The sequence below is a fragment of the Haloarcula sp. Atlit-7R genome (assembly GCF_003666065.1).
Lineage (GTDB): Archaea > Halobacteriota > Halobacteria > Halobacteriales > Haloarculaceae > Haloarcula > Haloarcula taiwanensis.
The window spans coordinates 19,869-36,517 of record NZ_QXIK01000022.1; the positions used below are offsets into that span (position 1 = coordinate 19,869).

15 protein-coding genes are annotated in these 16,649 nt (G+C 52.0%); 2 read left to right on the top strand and 13 right to left on the bottom strand.

The features are described from left to right. Positions 1-11: 11 nt before the first annotated feature. Positions 12-1,250: a tyrosine-type recombinase/integrase gene (locus D3D01_RS21260; protein WP_158600538.1), complete on the bottom strand. Its 1,239-nt coding sequence runs from the start codon at positions 1,248-1,250 to the stop codon at positions 12-14. A gap of 451 nt (positions 1,251-1,701) precedes the next feature. Between D3D01_RS21260 and D3D01_RS21265 the strand changes: the two genes are divergently transcribed. Further along, positions 1,702-2,085, top strand: a complete 384-nt coding sequence (locus D3D01_RS21265) for a hypothetical protein (RefSeq protein ID WP_121513668.1) — start codon at positions 1,702-1,704, stop codon at positions 2,083-2,085. Between the two features lie 131 nt (positions 2,086-2,216). Here the strand turns inward: D3D01_RS21265 and D3D01_RS21270 are convergent, their stop codons facing one another. The 3 genes from D3D01_RS21270 to D3D01_RS21280 all read right to left on the bottom strand — a co-directional run bounded on the left by D3D01_RS21270 (position 2,217) and on the right by D3D01_RS21280 (position 8,231). Then, positions 2,217-3,974 (bottom strand): PAS domain S-box protein, encoded by a 1,758-nt coding sequence (locus tag D3D01_RS21270; RefSeq protein WP_121513669.1) that lies wholly within the window; start codon positions 3,972-3,974, stop codon positions 2,217-2,219. 314 nt (positions 3,975-4,288) lie between these two features. Next, a complete protein-coding gene (locus D3D01_RS23565) occupies positions 4,289-4,627 on the bottom strand; it encodes a hypothetical protein (RefSeq protein ID WP_147439965.1) in 339 nt (112 codons plus the stop codon). Positions 4,628-4,910: 283 nt separating this feature from the next. Then, on the bottom strand, positions 4,911-8,231 hold the full coding sequence (locus tag D3D01_RS21280; RefSeq protein WP_121513671.1) for a PAS domain S-box protein: 3,321 nt from the start codon (positions 8,229-8,231) through the stop codon (positions 4,911-4,913). A gap of 196 nt (positions 8,232-8,427) precedes the next feature. On the opposite strand from D3D01_RS21280, the gene D3D01_RS21285 reads away from it, so the two are divergent. Then, complete coding sequence (locus tag D3D01_RS21285) at positions 8,428-8,760, top strand: hypothetical protein (RefSeq protein WP_233563583.1); 333 nt, start codon at positions 8,428-8,430, stop codon at positions 8,758-8,760. 397 nt (positions 8,761-9,157) lie between these two features. Here the strand turns inward: D3D01_RS21285 and D3D01_RS21290 are convergent, their stop codons facing one another. The 9 genes from D3D01_RS21290 to D3D01_RS21335 all read right to left on the bottom strand — a co-directional run bounded on the left by D3D01_RS21290 (position 9,158) and on the right by D3D01_RS21335 (position 16,117). Further along, positions 9,158-10,420, bottom strand: coding sequence for a Cdc6/Cdc18 family protein (locus tag D3D01_RS21290; RefSeq protein ID WP_121513672.1), 1,263 nt, complete (start codon positions 10,418-10,420; stop codon positions 9,158-9,160). 400 nt (positions 10,421-10,820) lie between these two features. After that, positions 10,821-11,060 (bottom strand): hypothetical protein, encoded by a 240-nt coding sequence (locus D3D01_RS21295; protein ID WP_121513673.1) that lies wholly within the window; start codon positions 11,058-11,060, stop codon positions 10,821-10,823. A 470-nt stretch (positions 11,061-11,530) separates the two neighbouring features. Continuing rightward, complete coding sequence (locus tag D3D01_RS21300; protein ID WP_121513674.1) at positions 11,531-11,896, bottom strand: hypothetical protein; 366 nt, start codon at positions 11,894-11,896, stop codon at positions 11,531-11,533. A 627-nt stretch (positions 11,897-12,523) separates the two neighbouring features. Then, positions 12,524-12,925 (bottom strand): response regulator, encoded by a 402-nt coding sequence (locus D3D01_RS25115; protein WP_121513675.1) that lies wholly within the window; start codon positions 12,923-12,925, stop codon positions 12,524-12,526. 6 nt (positions 12,926-12,931) lie between these two features. Beyond that, a complete protein-coding gene (locus tag D3D01_RS21315; protein WP_199725558.1) occupies positions 12,932-13,285 on the bottom strand; it encodes a HalOD1 output domain-containing protein in 354 nt (117 codons plus the stop codon). Positions 13,286-13,356: 71 nt separating this feature from the next. Next, positions 13,357-14,013, bottom strand: a complete 657-nt coding sequence (locus D3D01_RS21320) for a helix-turn-helix domain-containing protein (protein ID WP_121513676.1) — start codon at positions 14,011-14,013, stop codon at positions 13,357-13,359. A 269-nt stretch (positions 14,014-14,282) separates the two neighbouring features. Further along, positions 14,283-15,332, bottom strand: a complete 1,050-nt coding sequence (locus D3D01_RS21325) for a nitrogen regulation protein NR(II) (protein ID WP_121513677.1) — start codon at positions 15,330-15,332, stop codon at positions 14,283-14,285. A 317-nt stretch (positions 15,333-15,649) separates the two neighbouring features. Further along, positions 15,650-15,829, bottom strand: a complete 180-nt coding sequence (locus D3D01_RS21330) for a hypothetical protein (RefSeq protein ID WP_121513678.1) — start codon at positions 15,827-15,829, stop codon at positions 15,650-15,652. A gap of 90 nt (positions 15,830-15,919) precedes the next feature. Then, positions 15,920-16,117, bottom strand: a complete 198-nt coding sequence (locus D3D01_RS21335; RefSeq protein WP_147439966.1) for a hypothetical protein — start codon at positions 16,115-16,117, stop codon at positions 15,920-15,922. Positions 16,118-16,649 lie beyond the last annotated feature (532 nt).

Below are 16,649 nucleotides of genomic sequence, written 5' to 3' on the forward strand. Positions count from 1 at the left end.
TTTATTGCAATTTATCTAAGCGACCACTTCGAAGGATACACTGTCAGTAGTTCACCAATCTCCTCATTGCCAGTGATATCCTGGAGGGCCTGCTCCCAGAGATTTTCCATAGACATAGTATGGAAGGCCAGAGCGGATAGAATACTGAGTACCCCAATCCGCGTCATATGTATTTCGCCGGCAATTGGATCGATATAAACGCCGATTCGGGCCAGTGCAACGGCCAACATGAGGGCCCCAACGAAGAGGTGAGCTAAGAAGACACCTGCTGTGCGGAGTTGTGACCCCTCTGCCCACCCCCGCAAAGGAACTCCGACATACTCACTGTACAACTCTTCGAGAGGTGGGAATATGCGGTCAATAGCTTGATCCGCGAACCTCCAGTAAGCCTTCGCGAGTGTTATTATCGAGAAACTGGCTGAGTATTCTGATATCTCCTCCTGCATCCATTCTTCATCGTCCACATACCGAGGGTGAGTATTAACATTCGATTCTGGTGTCCACGTCTCAACGTGAATTCGTTGTGCAGGACTACTTGGTCGTAAATCCGTGTACGTCGGTGGTGATTGACGGAGAGTGAACTCGTCAGTGTCTGTTTTTCCGCGGATACGACGAGCATCGAGCATACTCCAACGGCCCTTCTTTTTGAGATAGCGTTCTTTTGTCTTCTCGTCTTGCCAGCCATGTTTCTGGTCAAGCGCAGGTGGCCGCATACCGGCCCAAGCATAGTGAGTCGCTGCCGTCGCTCGAAGCATGTGGCCGTACACATGTGCCGGGTTCACTCCATCTGTGAGCTCGGCAACCTTTTTTAGCCGTCTAAGAACCGTAGAATAAGAGATCGTGTCGTATGGTACTTCTTCAAAATAGAGCTTGATTATCTCTATAGCTCGGTCATTCTCTACTGCGACGTCCCTGTCTGATTCATCTTTGACCATCCAGTAGCGGTCCAGTGCCTCTTCAAATGAGAGATTCTCATTGTCTTCAGCAAGATTGCGGGCGTAATGTCGGCACATCCCGCATGTACAGTCCACATGAGGAGGAATGACGATCATCCCACGCTCTTCATCGAGCCATTCTTGAGTCATGTGGATCGCTTCGCCGATTCTAAGCCCAGCCCGCCCTAGAACAATCAGAAAGTAGAAGATCGTAATGCTCTCTTCACGGTCGTCAATCGCTGCCGCAGTCTGGAGGAGATTCCGATACTGCTCTTTTGTCAGAACGTCCGAGAGACTTGATCGGCGTTGACCCATGATTCCCTCTAGATATACCATACATTTTAAGGCTTATTTTAATATTTCTGAAACATATATTAGGAGCATAGAACGTCTATATTCGTCATTTGCGTTCATATCGTAGCTGAAGTATACTCTGTATGGTAGTACAGAATCGATAAGTGGAGTAGGACATGAAATCAGTACTAAATTATATTATATGTAGGGAGAGGCAATCAGCAGTTGATTGGGGCTGTCTGATGCCGCTCTGTGATGAGACGCTCAGGTAACCACCGGATCAGTGAAACACCCTGCTGTAAGCGGTTTCTGGACCACTATACGACACATCTGAGAAGAACGCCGATATACTATATTTCTGTCAAACAGTGCCATCTATCTAAATGCCGTATATCTACATTTTCAAGACATCTAACAGGGGTTCGCCGATTCAGACGATACGTTTATCCTAGTTACTCGGTAAGTGTCTGGCATGGCCAACACTATGGCTGCGGGCCGGAGTGTGATCAAGCGCGGCGGGACGTCTCTGTACCTGGGCATCAAGAGAGAGTGGCTGGCTGCGGCCGGGACTGAACCTGACGGGGTCTTCCGCCTCGGCATCCGTGATATCGAAGATTCGTCGATGACGGTGCGACTCCACATCGACCAAGACTATTGTGAAACGACGCTCGGGCCGGGCGCATACGATATCGATATCGTCGACGTCCAGACCGGCCTCCAGTGGTGCTTACCAGCCGATATCAGGAACAAGTACGGCATCACCAACCAGTTCGTCTGGAACGCTGAGTTCACCGGTGAGCATATTGATTACGAGCTGGTCTCGCCGACGATTCAAGAGCAATATCAGCTTAGCTGAGTCTGGTGGCAGCCTCAACAGCCGATACTACCACCGTACTGGATACAGAGAGAGGGGCACCAGAAAATAGTGGAGAGTTGTGAAACGATGTACGCATCAGAGACCCGACTCAATGGTATATTCCAAGCGGTCTACTCAGAAATAGACTCACCGGGGATGATTTCGAATCGCGCACCGCCGTCGGAACCGTCTGTGAGTCGTAGCTCCCAATCGTGGGCATCAATAATTTGCTTGACGATTATCAACCCGAACCCAGTGCCCTCGTCGCTCGTCGAATATCCCGCAGTGAATACGTTATCGTATTCATTCCCTGAGATTCCCGGTCCATCGTCTTCGATATAAATTCCCTCCTCAAACTCACCAACGGTCACGGTCACATCGTCCCCGCCGTGTTCAATTGCATTACGAACGAGATTTTCACACACCTGTTTTAGCCGACTCTCGTCCGCCTCAATTGTACAGTCGATGTCGGCAACGAGCGTGGCGTCCTCCGTCTCGACGTTCGACCAACACTCCTCGAGGATTTGCGCGATGGCAACCGGTTCGAGTTCAGTTACTGTCTCGTCTCCACGAGCCAGCGTTAGAAGATTGTCGATTAAGGCCTCCATTCGATTCAGACCGCGTTCGGCGCGTTCTAAATACTCGCTATCACACTCCGCCTGTGCGAGATTTACCCCACCGACAGCGACGTTGAGCGGATTCCGAAGATCGTGCGAGACGACACTAGCGAACTCATCAAGACGTTGATTCCGTCGTTTCAATTCTTGTTCCCGCTCTTTGCGCTTGCTGATGTCGCGCAACATCCCGACCGATCCCTCGAAGCAATCCCCGTCGTATGGTAAGACGCCCATGTGGTCCTCGCAAGGGATCGGCTCTCCGTCGTTGGGCTGGATCTCAAGCTCAAACTGTACGCTGTCAGGGCCATCCGATGAGAGAATCCGACCGAGATGGGTTTCTCCTCGTTCAACTGCGTCAGTTGATTTAATCAGTGCTGGTGTCGCTCCGAGAATCGTCTCGCGGTCATACCCAACCATCTCGACGAGCGCGTCGTTCACATATTCGAACTGCCCCGTTTCATCGAGAACGTAGACGGGATCACTAAGCGTCTCCACGAGCGTCGAAAATCGAGTCCGTTCTACTTCCAGCTCTTGTCCCCCAGAGGAGTCTCGAACAGTGCAGATCAGTTCTCCAGAATCCGTCTGGACAACGCGGTGGTCTTCGGGAAAGGTCGTGCCATTAGCTCGGAGGCCAACTGTTTCACCACTCCAGAAGCCCTCATCTGCGACCGTTGGTAGAATGTCGTTCCGGACGACTGCGACCTCGTCGTCGGGGTACAGCAATTCCCAATGTTGGCCGAGTAGTTCCGCTGTATCATAGCCGTAGAGAGTCGCGTACGCCTGATTGACGTAGATGAACTCACCATCCTCATTGAGGATGCTAATCCCTTCATGTGCGGTGTCGCTGGCTCTACGCTGGCGCTCCCGTGCATGCTCGGCCCGGTATCGCTCAACGGCGTTTCGCACTCTGTTTGCGAGCACGGTGTACTGGTCAGTACCGTGTTCTTTTTGTAGGTAATCAGTGACACCAGCGGAGATAGCATTGCCAGCGACCTCTTCAGAGCCCTTGCCAGTGAACAATATAAACGGCAAGTCAGGCCTCGTCTCGCGGACGGTCTCGAGGAACTCGATACCGTTCTGGCCGGGCATATCGTAGTCAGAGATTATGCAGTCGAAGTCCTCGTCAGCAAGTCGCTCCAGTCCCCTGCTGGCGCTCGTCGCAGTTTCGACGGTAAATGTGTCGTCCTCCCGCTCGAGAAAGTCAGCAACTAAATCAGCGAAATCCGGCTCGTCATCGACATGCAGAACACGGATATCTGACAGAGGACCCATATATAAATCATAGTTACCAGAGGGCATAATATTGTGCTACCAGTTCTCAAATGAAATATTTGTCCAGCGCCGTTTCAGTCAACTTGGGAGTGACTGATTTAGTATGATTGGCGTTTCTGACACGACATTTAAATGAACTGGATGCCAGAATGAATCCGCAGTTGGAACACTAGCCACCATTCCGTCAGCGAATCCATCAGTTCTAGTATGATTCTCGTATTCAGTCGTTTTTCTCAGACAGATTGTTGTAATTGTTTCCCGGATGACCTACGGACTACAATAGTCAATGCGAAACTACAGTATAGCAGTCCGTATCAGAGAGAATAATCTGGATCTGTCGGAGTGTCGGCAATTCGGAGACGGATGTCTACAGTCCCGTCTTTACAGTAAATGAGAAGATGTGAATTTTCTGCCGTATATTCCAACTTCAGAGTTTCTGCAAGCGCTTTCCGACCATGGCTAACCAAGAGAGTACTCAGGGCATCCGGGTCAACCAGATCGTACAGTTGTACGATATCGACATCTTCGAAGGTTTCGAATTTGTCAAACAGACAGAGTATGGCAATGGTAGGTTGGGTCTCACTTGGGTCAATCTCGGTCCAATATACGCCCGCATCGGAGTCATACTTGACATCTGGGGGATCACTACCCATCGTGATCACCACGCTTTTTCACCGGCAGTCCACCCATCGTAGCAGTGGAGTGTCTTGTTTTCAGAAAGAATAACCCCTTACGAACGGAGGAGAGTCCCTGCAAGTGACTCCTTGACAGGCTTGTATGTACACAAAGAGTGTAAACTCGGTTCAGAGAGTAGCTGGAAGGCATTATTAAATATACATCCGTTGTGCGTATATCCAGTGGGGCTAATATATTGGCCCCATATGACTGGGAGTGACTGGCAACGTCTGGCCTCATGCGAACTGGGGGGGGGGGTTGTCACTCGGAAGTAGACAGAGACGATGAAAGAAGACAGTCAAACACGGATTTCTGGGCCTTTCGGAGATGCTGATGAAACGTTGGGGACGATATGTCGAATGTTTCCGCAACCTCTTCTCCGGAAACACGTCGTGGCACTTCGAAGAAGCCTGCGTAGTAGGCAGCTTCCAGAAGCGTTCGTTGCCTCTCCGTTAGATCTTCCAGAATGTGATGGGCATTCTTTGCTTCCTCACCTGACCGTGAGATTTGATGTCGTTTCAGCATCTGTGACGCCGGATAGGCTTTTTTAACAGCAGTGATGACCGTTCGAGCCTCCGCGCTCGGAGAGACATGAATCGTCATCTCATAATCACCGTCCTTAATTACAGCCCGTTCGATTGAGCCTCCGACTGACGCCACCGCAGAAATAACGGGTGGTTCCGAGAGTTGGACTTCGAAATGTGATGGGCTCCCCTCATTGACGAATGTTACCTCCTTCCAATAAGGAAGTGTGTCGGTGATAGCGTCCACGATCTCGGTTGCGTCGCTGCAGGCAGTTCCATACACGATGTATTCATCATCGGAGAGTGGTGACACGTGATCAAGCGAAATCGTGCCTTCCGTCCCGCATCCAATGTCCAAAGCCTCGAAGACATCCGGAATACTGAACTCGAGTTCGACCACTTCGTCGCTCATCAATGCCTGCTTGCGCTGGGTCGCCGCGATAGCATGTCCGACAACCTCTCCAAGTTGTTGAATGACGGCTCGCTCACGCCTTTCGAACGCCGCTTGACGGTCGGCATACACATTCAGAACACCGTAGAGAGACTTATCGTGAACAATAGGGATGGCGGCCGAAGAGCGAACGTCCTCGCCGACGGCAGCACGCCACGGTTCGTAGCGCGGGTCTTCGTCGATATCCTGGGTAGTCTGGATTTCTCCGGTACGGAACGCCCGCCCCGTCGGCCCGTCACTGCGGGGATCGTCGGGGTCGACGGATATCGTGATGTCGTCAAGGTAGCCGTCAATGCCAGCCTCAGTCCGAGCGTAGACGGTTTGGGATGCTGTATCGGCCTCGCCAATCCACGCGAATTGATAGGAGTCGACGGTGGCCAGTCGGTTGCAGACGACTGTCTCAATCTCGTCACGGGTGGACTGTTCAATAACAGCCTCCGTGATATCGTGAACGACTTTGTTGAGATGATTCAACGCTGCGAGTTGTCTGCGCTGTTGCAGTAACTCCTCCTCACGCTCCTTCCGCTCGGTGATATCGCGGACGACCCCCACGCGCTCGTGTCCAGTTTCGGACTCCATGAGGGCAAACGTCGCCTCCCCGATACGCGTCTCATCTCCCTCCGTAGGTAATTCCGCCTCCAGCGATGCTGTCGTTCGCTCGGCGTTTGCCAACTCACCTTCGAGTCGCTGTGCCTCTGCAAGAACCCTCTCGTTCGTAATCACCGACGAGACGTGGCTCCCGAGAAGTTGCTCACGCGATTGTCCGACCATCGTCTGGTAAGCTTCGTTGGCCGCGGTGAATATTCCATCCTCGTCAACGACGTAGATACCATCGTTGACAGTTTCGAGGATTGTTTCGTACCGTTTGAGTTCGTGATCGCGCGCCTTTCGGTCGGTGATGTCACGGAAGTACACCGACAACCCGCTTTCTGACGGGTAGACATTAACCTCAAACCAAGTGTCTAGCGGGTCGTAGTAGTCCTCGAACGTCACCGGTTCCTGGGTCGCAAACGCGTGTTCATACTGTTCTTGGAATATCGTGCCGGCCGCTTCCGAGAGCTCATCCCAGACACGCTGCCCAATGAGTTCATCGACAGAACGGTCAAGCAGGTTCGCTGCACGTTCATTTATATGGGTGAACCGCCAATCTTCATCAAGTCCGAAGAACGCATCGTCGATACGGTCAAATACCTCCTGCAACTCCTCTTCAAGCTCGTCCCGTTGGTGTTCAATTTCCCGCTCCTTTCGCTTGCGTTCGCTGATGTTCCGTCCAATTCCAGTGACACCGACAATGGTGTTGTCCTCAATCAAGGGCCCAGCGGTGAGTTCATATGGAACTCGTCCGCCATAGGCCGACTCAAGTGACAGTTCGACAGTGACTGTCTCCCCCTCTTGAAAGACGCGTTCGAAGGCATCGGTGGCCTCGTCGACAGCCCCGTCAGCGACCAACTCTATCGGAGATAGGGAACGGAGCTGTGGATCGGAGTAGCCAGTGACTTCGTTCAGACGGTCATTCCATCGGATGAATCTACCATCGTCGTCGAACGCATAGATAATGTCCTGCTGAGCTTCAAAAAGACTCTCAACGAACGCTTTCTCCTGTTGAAGTTGCTGTTCCGCTAACCGTCGGTCGGTCATATCGCGTGTGACCTTGGCGTAGCCCGAAAGCTCCCCGTCGTCGTACAGCGCGGTGATGGTGACGTGTGTCCAGAATTGCGATCCGTCATCTCGAACCCGCCAACCTTCGTCTTCAATGAATCCATCCTGGGCCGCCCGTTCCAGATTCCGTGTGGGTAAATCCGCGGCACGGTCCTCCGTAGTGTAGAATGTTGAGACGTGTTCTCCCTCGATCTCCTCAGCTCGGTATCCTTTGATTCGCCGTGCTCCCTCATTCCAAGTCTGAACGCATCCTTCGGCATCCAACATAAAGATAGCGTACTTTGTGGTCGCTTCAACGAGCGATCGAAACTGTTCATCATGGGGTGTAGGCGCTTCCTCAGACTGTCTCTGTTCAGTAATATCGGTAATGATGCCCTCCAGCGTGTCACTCTGGAGATTGCCCTCACTGACAGCACGGCCGCATTCTCGTACCCACCGGGTCTCCCCCGTAGCGGTTATGATACGGTACTCAGCAGTGAATTGTACGCTATCTCCGAGTTGGGAGCCAATAGTTTGGCGTAGTGATTCCCTGTCATCAGGGTGGATGATGTCCGCACCCCAGCAAACATCACTGGATTCGATGCGATCCGGCTCGTATCCGGTGATCTCCTCAACCGTGCCACTGGCGAACACCATGGGCCATTCGGGGTCGTTCCGGCGGCGATACAGGATACCAGGCACATTCTCAATAAGTCGGGACAGCATGTGGTGTGACTCGGCTTCTGCCGTGTCCAAGCCTGATGATGACCGCCACCAGACGCGACCATTCGCTCCGACTTTCTTGGTTTCGAGTCGGCCGTGCTCGCTCAGCCGTTCGAGACGGTCGTATGCGCTTCGTCGGCCGAGATCGAGTTGTTCCGCGATTTCGGTCGTTGTTTGTGGGGCACCAGAACCATCGAACAGGGCCATCGTTTCCTGCAGAGTACTGGTCAGGGCCTGCGGGGACATTAACTACTCTGGGATTGGAAGGGTATAGTAGTCTTCCGACGATGGAGGGCTTCAGAGCATAAGTCGGGAAAATATTACACATTAATTGTATGAAATAGGCTATATTTGGTAAGTAAAACGAGATCGTGCCAACTCTTGTCTTACCTTATACCTTAGCAGCCAATTCTATCCGCGTTCTGTGCTTTGGTGTACGTGTATGTCAAACGACCCAGAATCTGGCACGCCAAAGGCCGCTCCGCTTGGTAACATCACCAACCGTAGTGCCTTCCCCGAACTCAGTGATACCGAGTATCACAGCCTTCTCTCGTCCAAGCGTCGTCGAGCCACGCTGGTTGCCCTCGCAGATCAAGAACATCCAGTTGACCTGACTGACTTGGCTGTGGCCGTTGGCGCACATGAGACGAACACTCCTGCCTCAGAAGTCGCGGTCGATGATCTGGTGGTACTCAGTTTGCACCATCACCACCTCCCGAAAATGAATGACCTGGGCGTTCTCGACTACGATCCAAAGACCAAACGAGTCAGGTGAACTGCGGCAGAGTTGGATTCTGAGGGACGTGTCCGACTGATCATATCAACTTCGGTGATGACAGTGGATGATTACTACAAGTCTCCTCAATAGAAATGAAAGGTGACTAAAAGAAGCGATTAAATAGGCCCGGCTCGGGGAGCAGTCGGTTAGTCATCGGCGACAGTCTGGGTAATCGATGCCTGAGCAGTGTCCTGATTCACCGACTGCGGGCCGATTCGAACCCCTGAGTGGTCCGAGTAAGATAGCTCTGAGTCCGCAGCATGCGATGGGGCAGTTGCCTCGTGGCAAGAATAGTGCCCGGTTTAATCTGAAACGCTGTGTAAGATGTGCGCTCTGTATTGACTGGGATTGCTGAAGTCCATCACGAGTTGCGGAGTTCCTTACCAGAAAGATTTCAGACGTAGGACATCAGCCGAGCCTGCTGGGCCTCGTCGGGATCAGGGACGAGATCGTAGCGCTCTAACGTCGATTCGGAGCCGTCCTGATCCTGTTTGAGCCCCTCGAAGACGAGTTCCGGAGAGACCTCCAGCGTGTGGATGTACGACCGCCCGCCGGCCCGACCGAGGTTACGCTCATCGCGTTCGAGTAAGCCATAGAGGCGGATCGAGTCAAGGAAGTCGTTGACACGCCGTTTCGAGCGAGGTTCGTAGCCACACACTTGACAGATGTTTTCGTAGACCTGGTAGATATTCTTCGCACGGGGGGAGGCTTCGTCGTCGATATTGAGGAAGGCCGTCGCGAGCAACGCGAGTTTCATCTGCGAGGTGAGCTGTTCGCGAACGATAGTGAGGACGCGCTGTTCCTCGACACGGCTGCCAGCCTCTTCGACGTGGGCTTTAGTGACCTGCTCGGCATCTTGTTTGCGTGCGATATTTCCAGCCGTTTCGAGAAGATCGAGTGCCTCGCGAGCATCGCCCTGTTCCTGGGCGGCCCGGGCAGCACACAGTTGGATCACGCCCTCGTCGATGATCCCATCTCGGAACACGAGATCGGCGTAGTGCTGGAGGATATCAGTGAGTTCGGTGGCATCATATGGTGAAAAGAAGATTTCGTACTCACAGAGCGTACTCTTGACCCGCGGGTCCAGCGAGTCTTTGAACATGTGGTTGTTCGAAATGCCGATGACACCGACGCGAGTGTCCTCCAGTGACCCCATTTTGCGGGCTCGAGGGAATTCATAGAGGAGTTTATCGTTGTCCGCGCCGAGCATATCGATCTCGTCTAGGACAACGACGACATCGCCCTCGAGGTCGTCGAGCTCGTCGTACAGTGTCGACCAGAGGAAGCCCTTCGTCGGCCCCTGTTCGGGGACTTGATCGTCCGGGGGTCGGAGCTGGTTGACCAGCGAGATGAGGACGTTGAAGATACTGTCGTCCTTGTTGCAGTTGATTTCGAGTATCGTGACCGGGACATCGTGCTGGGCGGCCTCGTCACGGAGGAACTCCATCATTTTCTTCGTGACGACAGTCTTGCCGTTGCCCGTCTGCCCGTAAATGAAGACGTTGTTCGGTCCGAACCCTTCGATGACGTCCTGCAGGGCTTCAGAATAGCGGCTGACTTCGTCCTCCCGGCACAGAATCGTCTCGGGAGTATAATCCTCATCGAGAGGCCGCTTGTCAGCGAAGATTTTCCCAGGCTCGTCGAACGGGGAATCCATGTTGGATGTATTCTCAGACCAGTCGATAATAAATCCCTAGTTCGAGTGTTTCGAGTGTTTCTCCTGTTCCAATGCTTGGTGGCCTGTTGACGCCCCCTGTTTCGAGTGTAACCATCATATAGAGGGGCTGTATCGGCTACTTTTATGATTTAGCTGTTCGTGTCGAAGCAGTGAATGTTCACCACCCCCCATTTCGAGTGTTCTTTCGATCTTGGACGAACAGGTGGCGTAGTGGATCTACGGTGGCGCTTCGGATTGGCTCCGAGCGGATGAGTGGGACATCACTGACCGGCAGGATTCCCCCAGCGGAATTCAGTGTTCAAATCAGGTTGATACATCGAAGTTTTCCCATCGCTGTACTGGCCCCCTGAGAGTCCGCGAAATAGCGGTGCAGTTATCGTCAATTCTTGTTGTTTGGGTCGAACGCGTAGTAGACGACAGCCATTGAGACCCCCATCGCGATTGGTCCGAAACTTCCATCGCCCGGTAACAGGCTTCTAACAGCAAATACGCCCACAGCGGAGACGAAGCCGATGAGGAGAGCGTATGACACACGAGAAAGGTCCTGTACCCGGGTATCCAGTCTACGGTACAGATGCTGTAGCGTGTCCATGCGCTTGATTATCAGCAGCAGAGACATACCTCTTCTCGTTAACCACACACGCTTACTGGCCAAGCGACCCGACCATTTTTCGATGAAACAAATTTCGTGAGAGTGTTTCTATAACACGATCTGGAGGTCAGATAATCCGTTCCACACACACCCCCCGTTTCGAGTGTTCTGCAGGAATTAGCCGTCCCGCCGAAATCGGCTGTGTCTGAAGATTGCAATTCGACCGAGAGCAGAGTGTTACAGGGAAGATTGGAGACAGAGTTAGAGAGAATAGCCGATAAGACTGTGCTGGTATTTTTACCGTTTTATATATTCTTTTCTACTAGGTAACGTTAGTAGTAGTAGTAGACGGCTAACGCCTAAGATAAACACTCGAAACGGGGTGTGGCCCGGACTGGGTTTATATCGAAATCGAATGGAGTCGCTCTTCTGCCGGGGAGACCGTCGCTCGGAGAAAAACACTCGAAACGGGGGGTGTGTGTGGTCTCATTCGTGGGTCAGGCTGGATCAACGGGACCGACATATTGGCTCGTGACCGTGTCGCCGTCTCGCCACTGGAGGTAGTAATAGTCACGTCCGTCGATGGTTTTTGTCGTGAGGCTCCCCTTCGTTGGCGGGATCGCCGCTTTTTTGCGAGCCGCGTCAAGCCTGTCGTCCCACTCGTCTTCGTCCCACTCCTCTGGTGTGTCAGGTTGCTCTGTGGGTTGGTTGTCAGGTTCCGTCGTTGTGTCGAGATTTGTACAGAGTGTCTCGATATCTTCGAGTGCTCGGTCGTATGTCTCAGTCAGGTCTGCTGGGAGTGTGTCTCGGTCAATGGCCTGGAGTTCTTCAAATGCGGTCTTGGCGTGAGAGTGGTTGGACATGTACTAACCAACATTTCCCGGGAACTTGTCGGCTGTGTTGGTTAGCTTTGGGTAATTGGTATTGAGTCTGCAGACAGCATAGCACTATCCGGCTTTGTTGAAACCCTCAATTGCTTATAGTTCGTTGCGGCCGTGCTGAATGCAGAGAGTGAGTTCAGCACTAGCTCTCTTGACACGGTCGATAAATCCAACCGGGAAGGGCCGGTCAACTGTCTGAGTCAGTCTCGAGGAACAGTGTGACGCGCTCCTCTGGAGTCAAGCCATCAACTAAGAGCCCGAACTGGTTTTTGCCAGCAAACCAACGGACGTTCGGAACCGGGGCTTCCGAGCTTTTTCATTCACAGACAAGCTCAAGTGTCCCCGTGGCATCGGCACGTAGGGTCATACAAACAATCTCAGTCACTCATATAGCTACTCTCGAGGGTGTCATACAACTCTTCACAAGGTCTTATTTTCGATCAGAATGAGTTGGAACGTCTGCTCAGTAAGTGTGCCAATGTACCGCTGTAAATGCTATCAGATTTCGGTATTGTTCACACAGGCCTGCTGAATTGGGGACGTGAATCTACCATCTTTCCGCGAGAAATCGATAGAATTTGTGCCGCGATGCGATCAGGACTTACTCGGTTACTTCCGTTCTTTGCAGATTGTAAGAATACGAGTAGCCAGAATAGAAAAATGGCCTGGATCCGACCTTTTTTGAAAGTATTCGGTTGCCCCACGGGATCTGGCCTTACCCGCAAACCCATCGCCCCCGTGTCCAGTATACAGTATGAATGGGATGTTAGGGTGGTCAGGCCGGACCTGATCTAAGAAGTCAAGACCGTTGATGTCTGGCATCTCAAAATCACTCAAAACCATATCAATAGGCCTAGTATTCAAAATCTCAAGGGCGACTTCGGGATTGGTCACTCCTCGTACAGAGAGGCAGTCTCGCTCGCGTTCAAGATAAGTCTCGACAAGTGAAAGCCAGTCACTGTCATCGTCGAGGTACAAAACTAATACTACATCTGACGATGAGTCTGACATGACTGGCTACCGGTTCTCGGCGGATGGTGGTGTAATCACGATTCTCCCGTGTTCCTTGAGAACTACATGATGGTCAGCATACTCGAAGGAGACGGTTATATCGGTCTGAGACTGACTGTTCTTGTTGGTCTCGACGAGCGCATTTAGTGCCTCGGCATCCAAAACAGACTGGAGGGGAGGAAGGCTGAGTGGATCTGTCTGGCTTGCTTCTGCAACGGCGTAGACCACCGCTACCGCGGGTTGCAGCGCACAACCATCGAACTCTGCCCAGTAGGTTCCAGTTTCCCTATTAAATGTCATGTGGCCGTGCGCAACCGACTCTCCGCCCGACGACTCGCTCTGTTTTGTTGGTGAGTCCATTCAGTATACTGAAGATTAAATGACTGTATCAGTCTTGGTTTTTCATGTGAAACATATTGATAATCGGGAGGTCACTCAGTATTGATTAGTGTACTTTTGATAAGCTGGTTGACGCCCCGGCGGAGGCGGGACCCGAATGCTTGGCCAGTAATCTCGAATTCGCTTGCAAGGTCAGCCAGTGACACCTCTCGTGGTGACTGAAAATAGCCGCGATTGTGGGCCAAGATCAGTGCCTCTCGTTGCCCGTCAGTCAAGCCGTATTCCTGTCCAATTGTGGCCGAAGAGAGGGTCTGGATAGATGTGAGTGAAATTTGAATATCGTGGTCGCGGCAGTAGTCTTGGAGTCTCGTGATGGCGGCATGGGTCTCACCACGGACTTCAAAGGTCCACGAATCGGCTGTCCCGGCTCCCGAAACAAGCGTCCCGTTCATCTCACTGATGGCTCGGAGGAGCCCGTACCTCTCTGGCTCCCATTCAATACGGAGCAAGTACGCTCCGTTGACCTCGTCGAGTTGTTCGATGCTTTTGATAGCAGATGCTTGGTTCACGCCAGTGAGAACTGACGAGATGTCGCTTTGACTCAGTCCTCTGATCCAAATATAGGGAATGAGTGCTGGTTGAGTGGGAACGATGCGCTCAAGCTCAATGTCTGCCTCTGGATACCCTCGAAAGAGTGTACCCAGCGGAAACGTGTCTGCTTGAACTGTGAACTTGGCTATCGTCGACATACAATGGACTACGCGCTGATACCTGATAAGCGACAACTCAAGAGACGGAACTCGGTTCTATCGGCTTCGATTGACATGCACAGAACCCGTGAAATCAGCATGAAACAGGTCTAACCAATCGAAACTCTGTGACGATACACTCTCTGTATTTCACACCGTATTTTTAACGCCGTGTCGGTAGGTTGGCACTCGGGGTCAGTCAGTGAGTCAGCTGTACTGATAAATACCCAATCTATACCGGCCCTCTCAAGAGTGAATTATTCGAGTAGTCAGTCCAGAAACTCTACCCCGGTGAGTTCGAAACGCGCACCGCCGGTGTTGCTGTCAGTGACAATAATATCCCAACCGTGTGCCCCAGCAATGGTTCGGACAACTGAGAGTCCGTAGCCACTCCCATCCTCGTTCGTAGTGAATCCGTGGTCAAACACATCATCCTGAATGTCAGTTGGGATTCCGGGGCCGTCATCTTCAATATAAAAGCCGTGCTCCAGCGGTCCAACTCGAACGATGATGGCCCCATCGCTATGTTGGATAGCGTTCCCGAACAGGTTCTCGAACAGTTGGATAAGACGGTCGCTGTCGGAACTCACTGACCCGATGTGTTCGTACTGAAGCACTGCCCGGTCAACAGTACCGCCGGTTCCTGTCCAAGCAGTGTCAACAACCTTCTCGACATTGGTCATTTCTGGGTCAGTGACGACGTTTCCTTGCTTGGCAACTGAGAGCAGGTCATCGACAAGCCGGGCCATTCGTTCGGTGGTCCCCTCAATCGCGTCGAAATGTTCTTCATCACCAGTCTCACGGGCCAGATGCACACGTGAAGAGATGATACTGAGTGGACTCCGAAGGTCGTGAGCAAGAATGTCAGTGAACTCTTTGAGTCGGTCGTTCTGACGTTCCAGCATCTTCTCGTACTGGTGTTTCTCGGTCGTATTCTGGCTGACCGCGACGAATCCTTCTAACTCTCTATTTCGGAGCGGCGAAATCGATAGCGTGGCCCAGAATACTGAGTCATCGGCCTTTCGATGCCAATGCTGTGTTTCAACAGAACTGTCGGTTGCATCCGCCAGTAGGGCGTCGATGGTTGTCTCCATCTCTTCCAGGTCGGCAAACAGTGTATCGACACTCTTTCCGAGTATCTCATCAGCCTCGTAGCCGTACAGCGACTGGCCTGAGTCGGGCCACGTCGTGATGTTTCCCTCGGAATCGAGCATGAACACCATATGCGAAGACAGGTCATCAATCAGTCGCTCAAAGACTATTTGATCATCACTCTCCAAGTGCCGTCTCAACTCGTCATCCGACAGTAGCTTGTCCATCAGCCGCCCCCATACGTAGGACGGCAGGCCCGGTTTAGACAATGACGACTCGCCACTCCTACAGTAATGAATAGCATACGAAAGCATACGACCTATCGTAAGCTAAATGTTATTATTTTAACTCAAGTTTAAATTTTGATTAAATGGGTTACAGATATACTATCCGTACTGACCGTTTCAGTATACAGGCGGTCGATCACCGGCCCAAACGGCTTCGTCTACGAACCCGTCAGGAGTCCCAAACGGAAGATCGACTGCGGGCCGCGAAGCGATGGTAGATTCGGGGTCTGACCGCCACCGTCGCCAAGCTGTCCAATTCATTCGGCTACTGTCTCGCCAAGGTCATCGACAGACCCGACCTCACTCTCGGATATTTGGAGTGCTTGTCGGATGTGGTATAGCGTCTCATCGGATTCCGCATGATCGTGGGCAGCGGCCAGGTGGTCAAGGACTGACTCCGGAATCTGGTATTTGCGTTCAGTATCAGTGTCTGGCATGACAGACTTGGAGGATTCTCTCGAATAAAAAGTTACGAAAATCGGCATTATCATTCAGGAGTGACTATTTGAGTCCACTGAATTACGAACTCAGTCCAGTGCGTCGAGGATGTCTTTGAGTGCTTTGTGTGAGTCCCCTGCTTCTTGCAGTCTCTCAACGCTCTGTTCGACCTCAGCAGGCACTAAATCCTGGCTAATGAACGCCTCAACTAGGGAGGCTATTTCTTGTTCATCGGAAGTCCATCCATGTGCTTCCGCTCTGGCACCAGAAACCTGCGTACCATCCATGTGAACCACCCACATAAATATGACATATCCATATTGATAAAAATTGTCCAACATATGGTTTCATTATCACGTCTATTAGTTAGTATACATCCAAAAATAACAACATACAGGTCTCGTTATAGTCTCATCACTTCTCAAACCACGCTAAACAGCACCCTGCTGGTCAAAATATTTTTATTGGTGCTCAAATAATTATTGGAATATGACGGACCCGATTCCGGGTGCACTTCTAGACAGCCGAATGGATCGGGTACTCGAAGCGTTATTGACCCCACGGCGGCGCAAGGTCTTGTTTTTAATAAAACGAAGTGAACCGCGACCAGTTGTCGATTTTTTGCCAAGGAGTACTTCTGGAAGCCGGAGGGCTGAAATTGCACTTCACCATACTGACCTCCCACGCTTAGAGAGCATTCGTTCTAGTTTAGTGGCGGTCAAAGCCGAACTCACCTCGTTCAACCTGCTCACGTAACCGATCTCTGTGTGGATTTGGATTTCGTGATGCCCACAGCAACAGCTCGTCCAAATCCGGCAG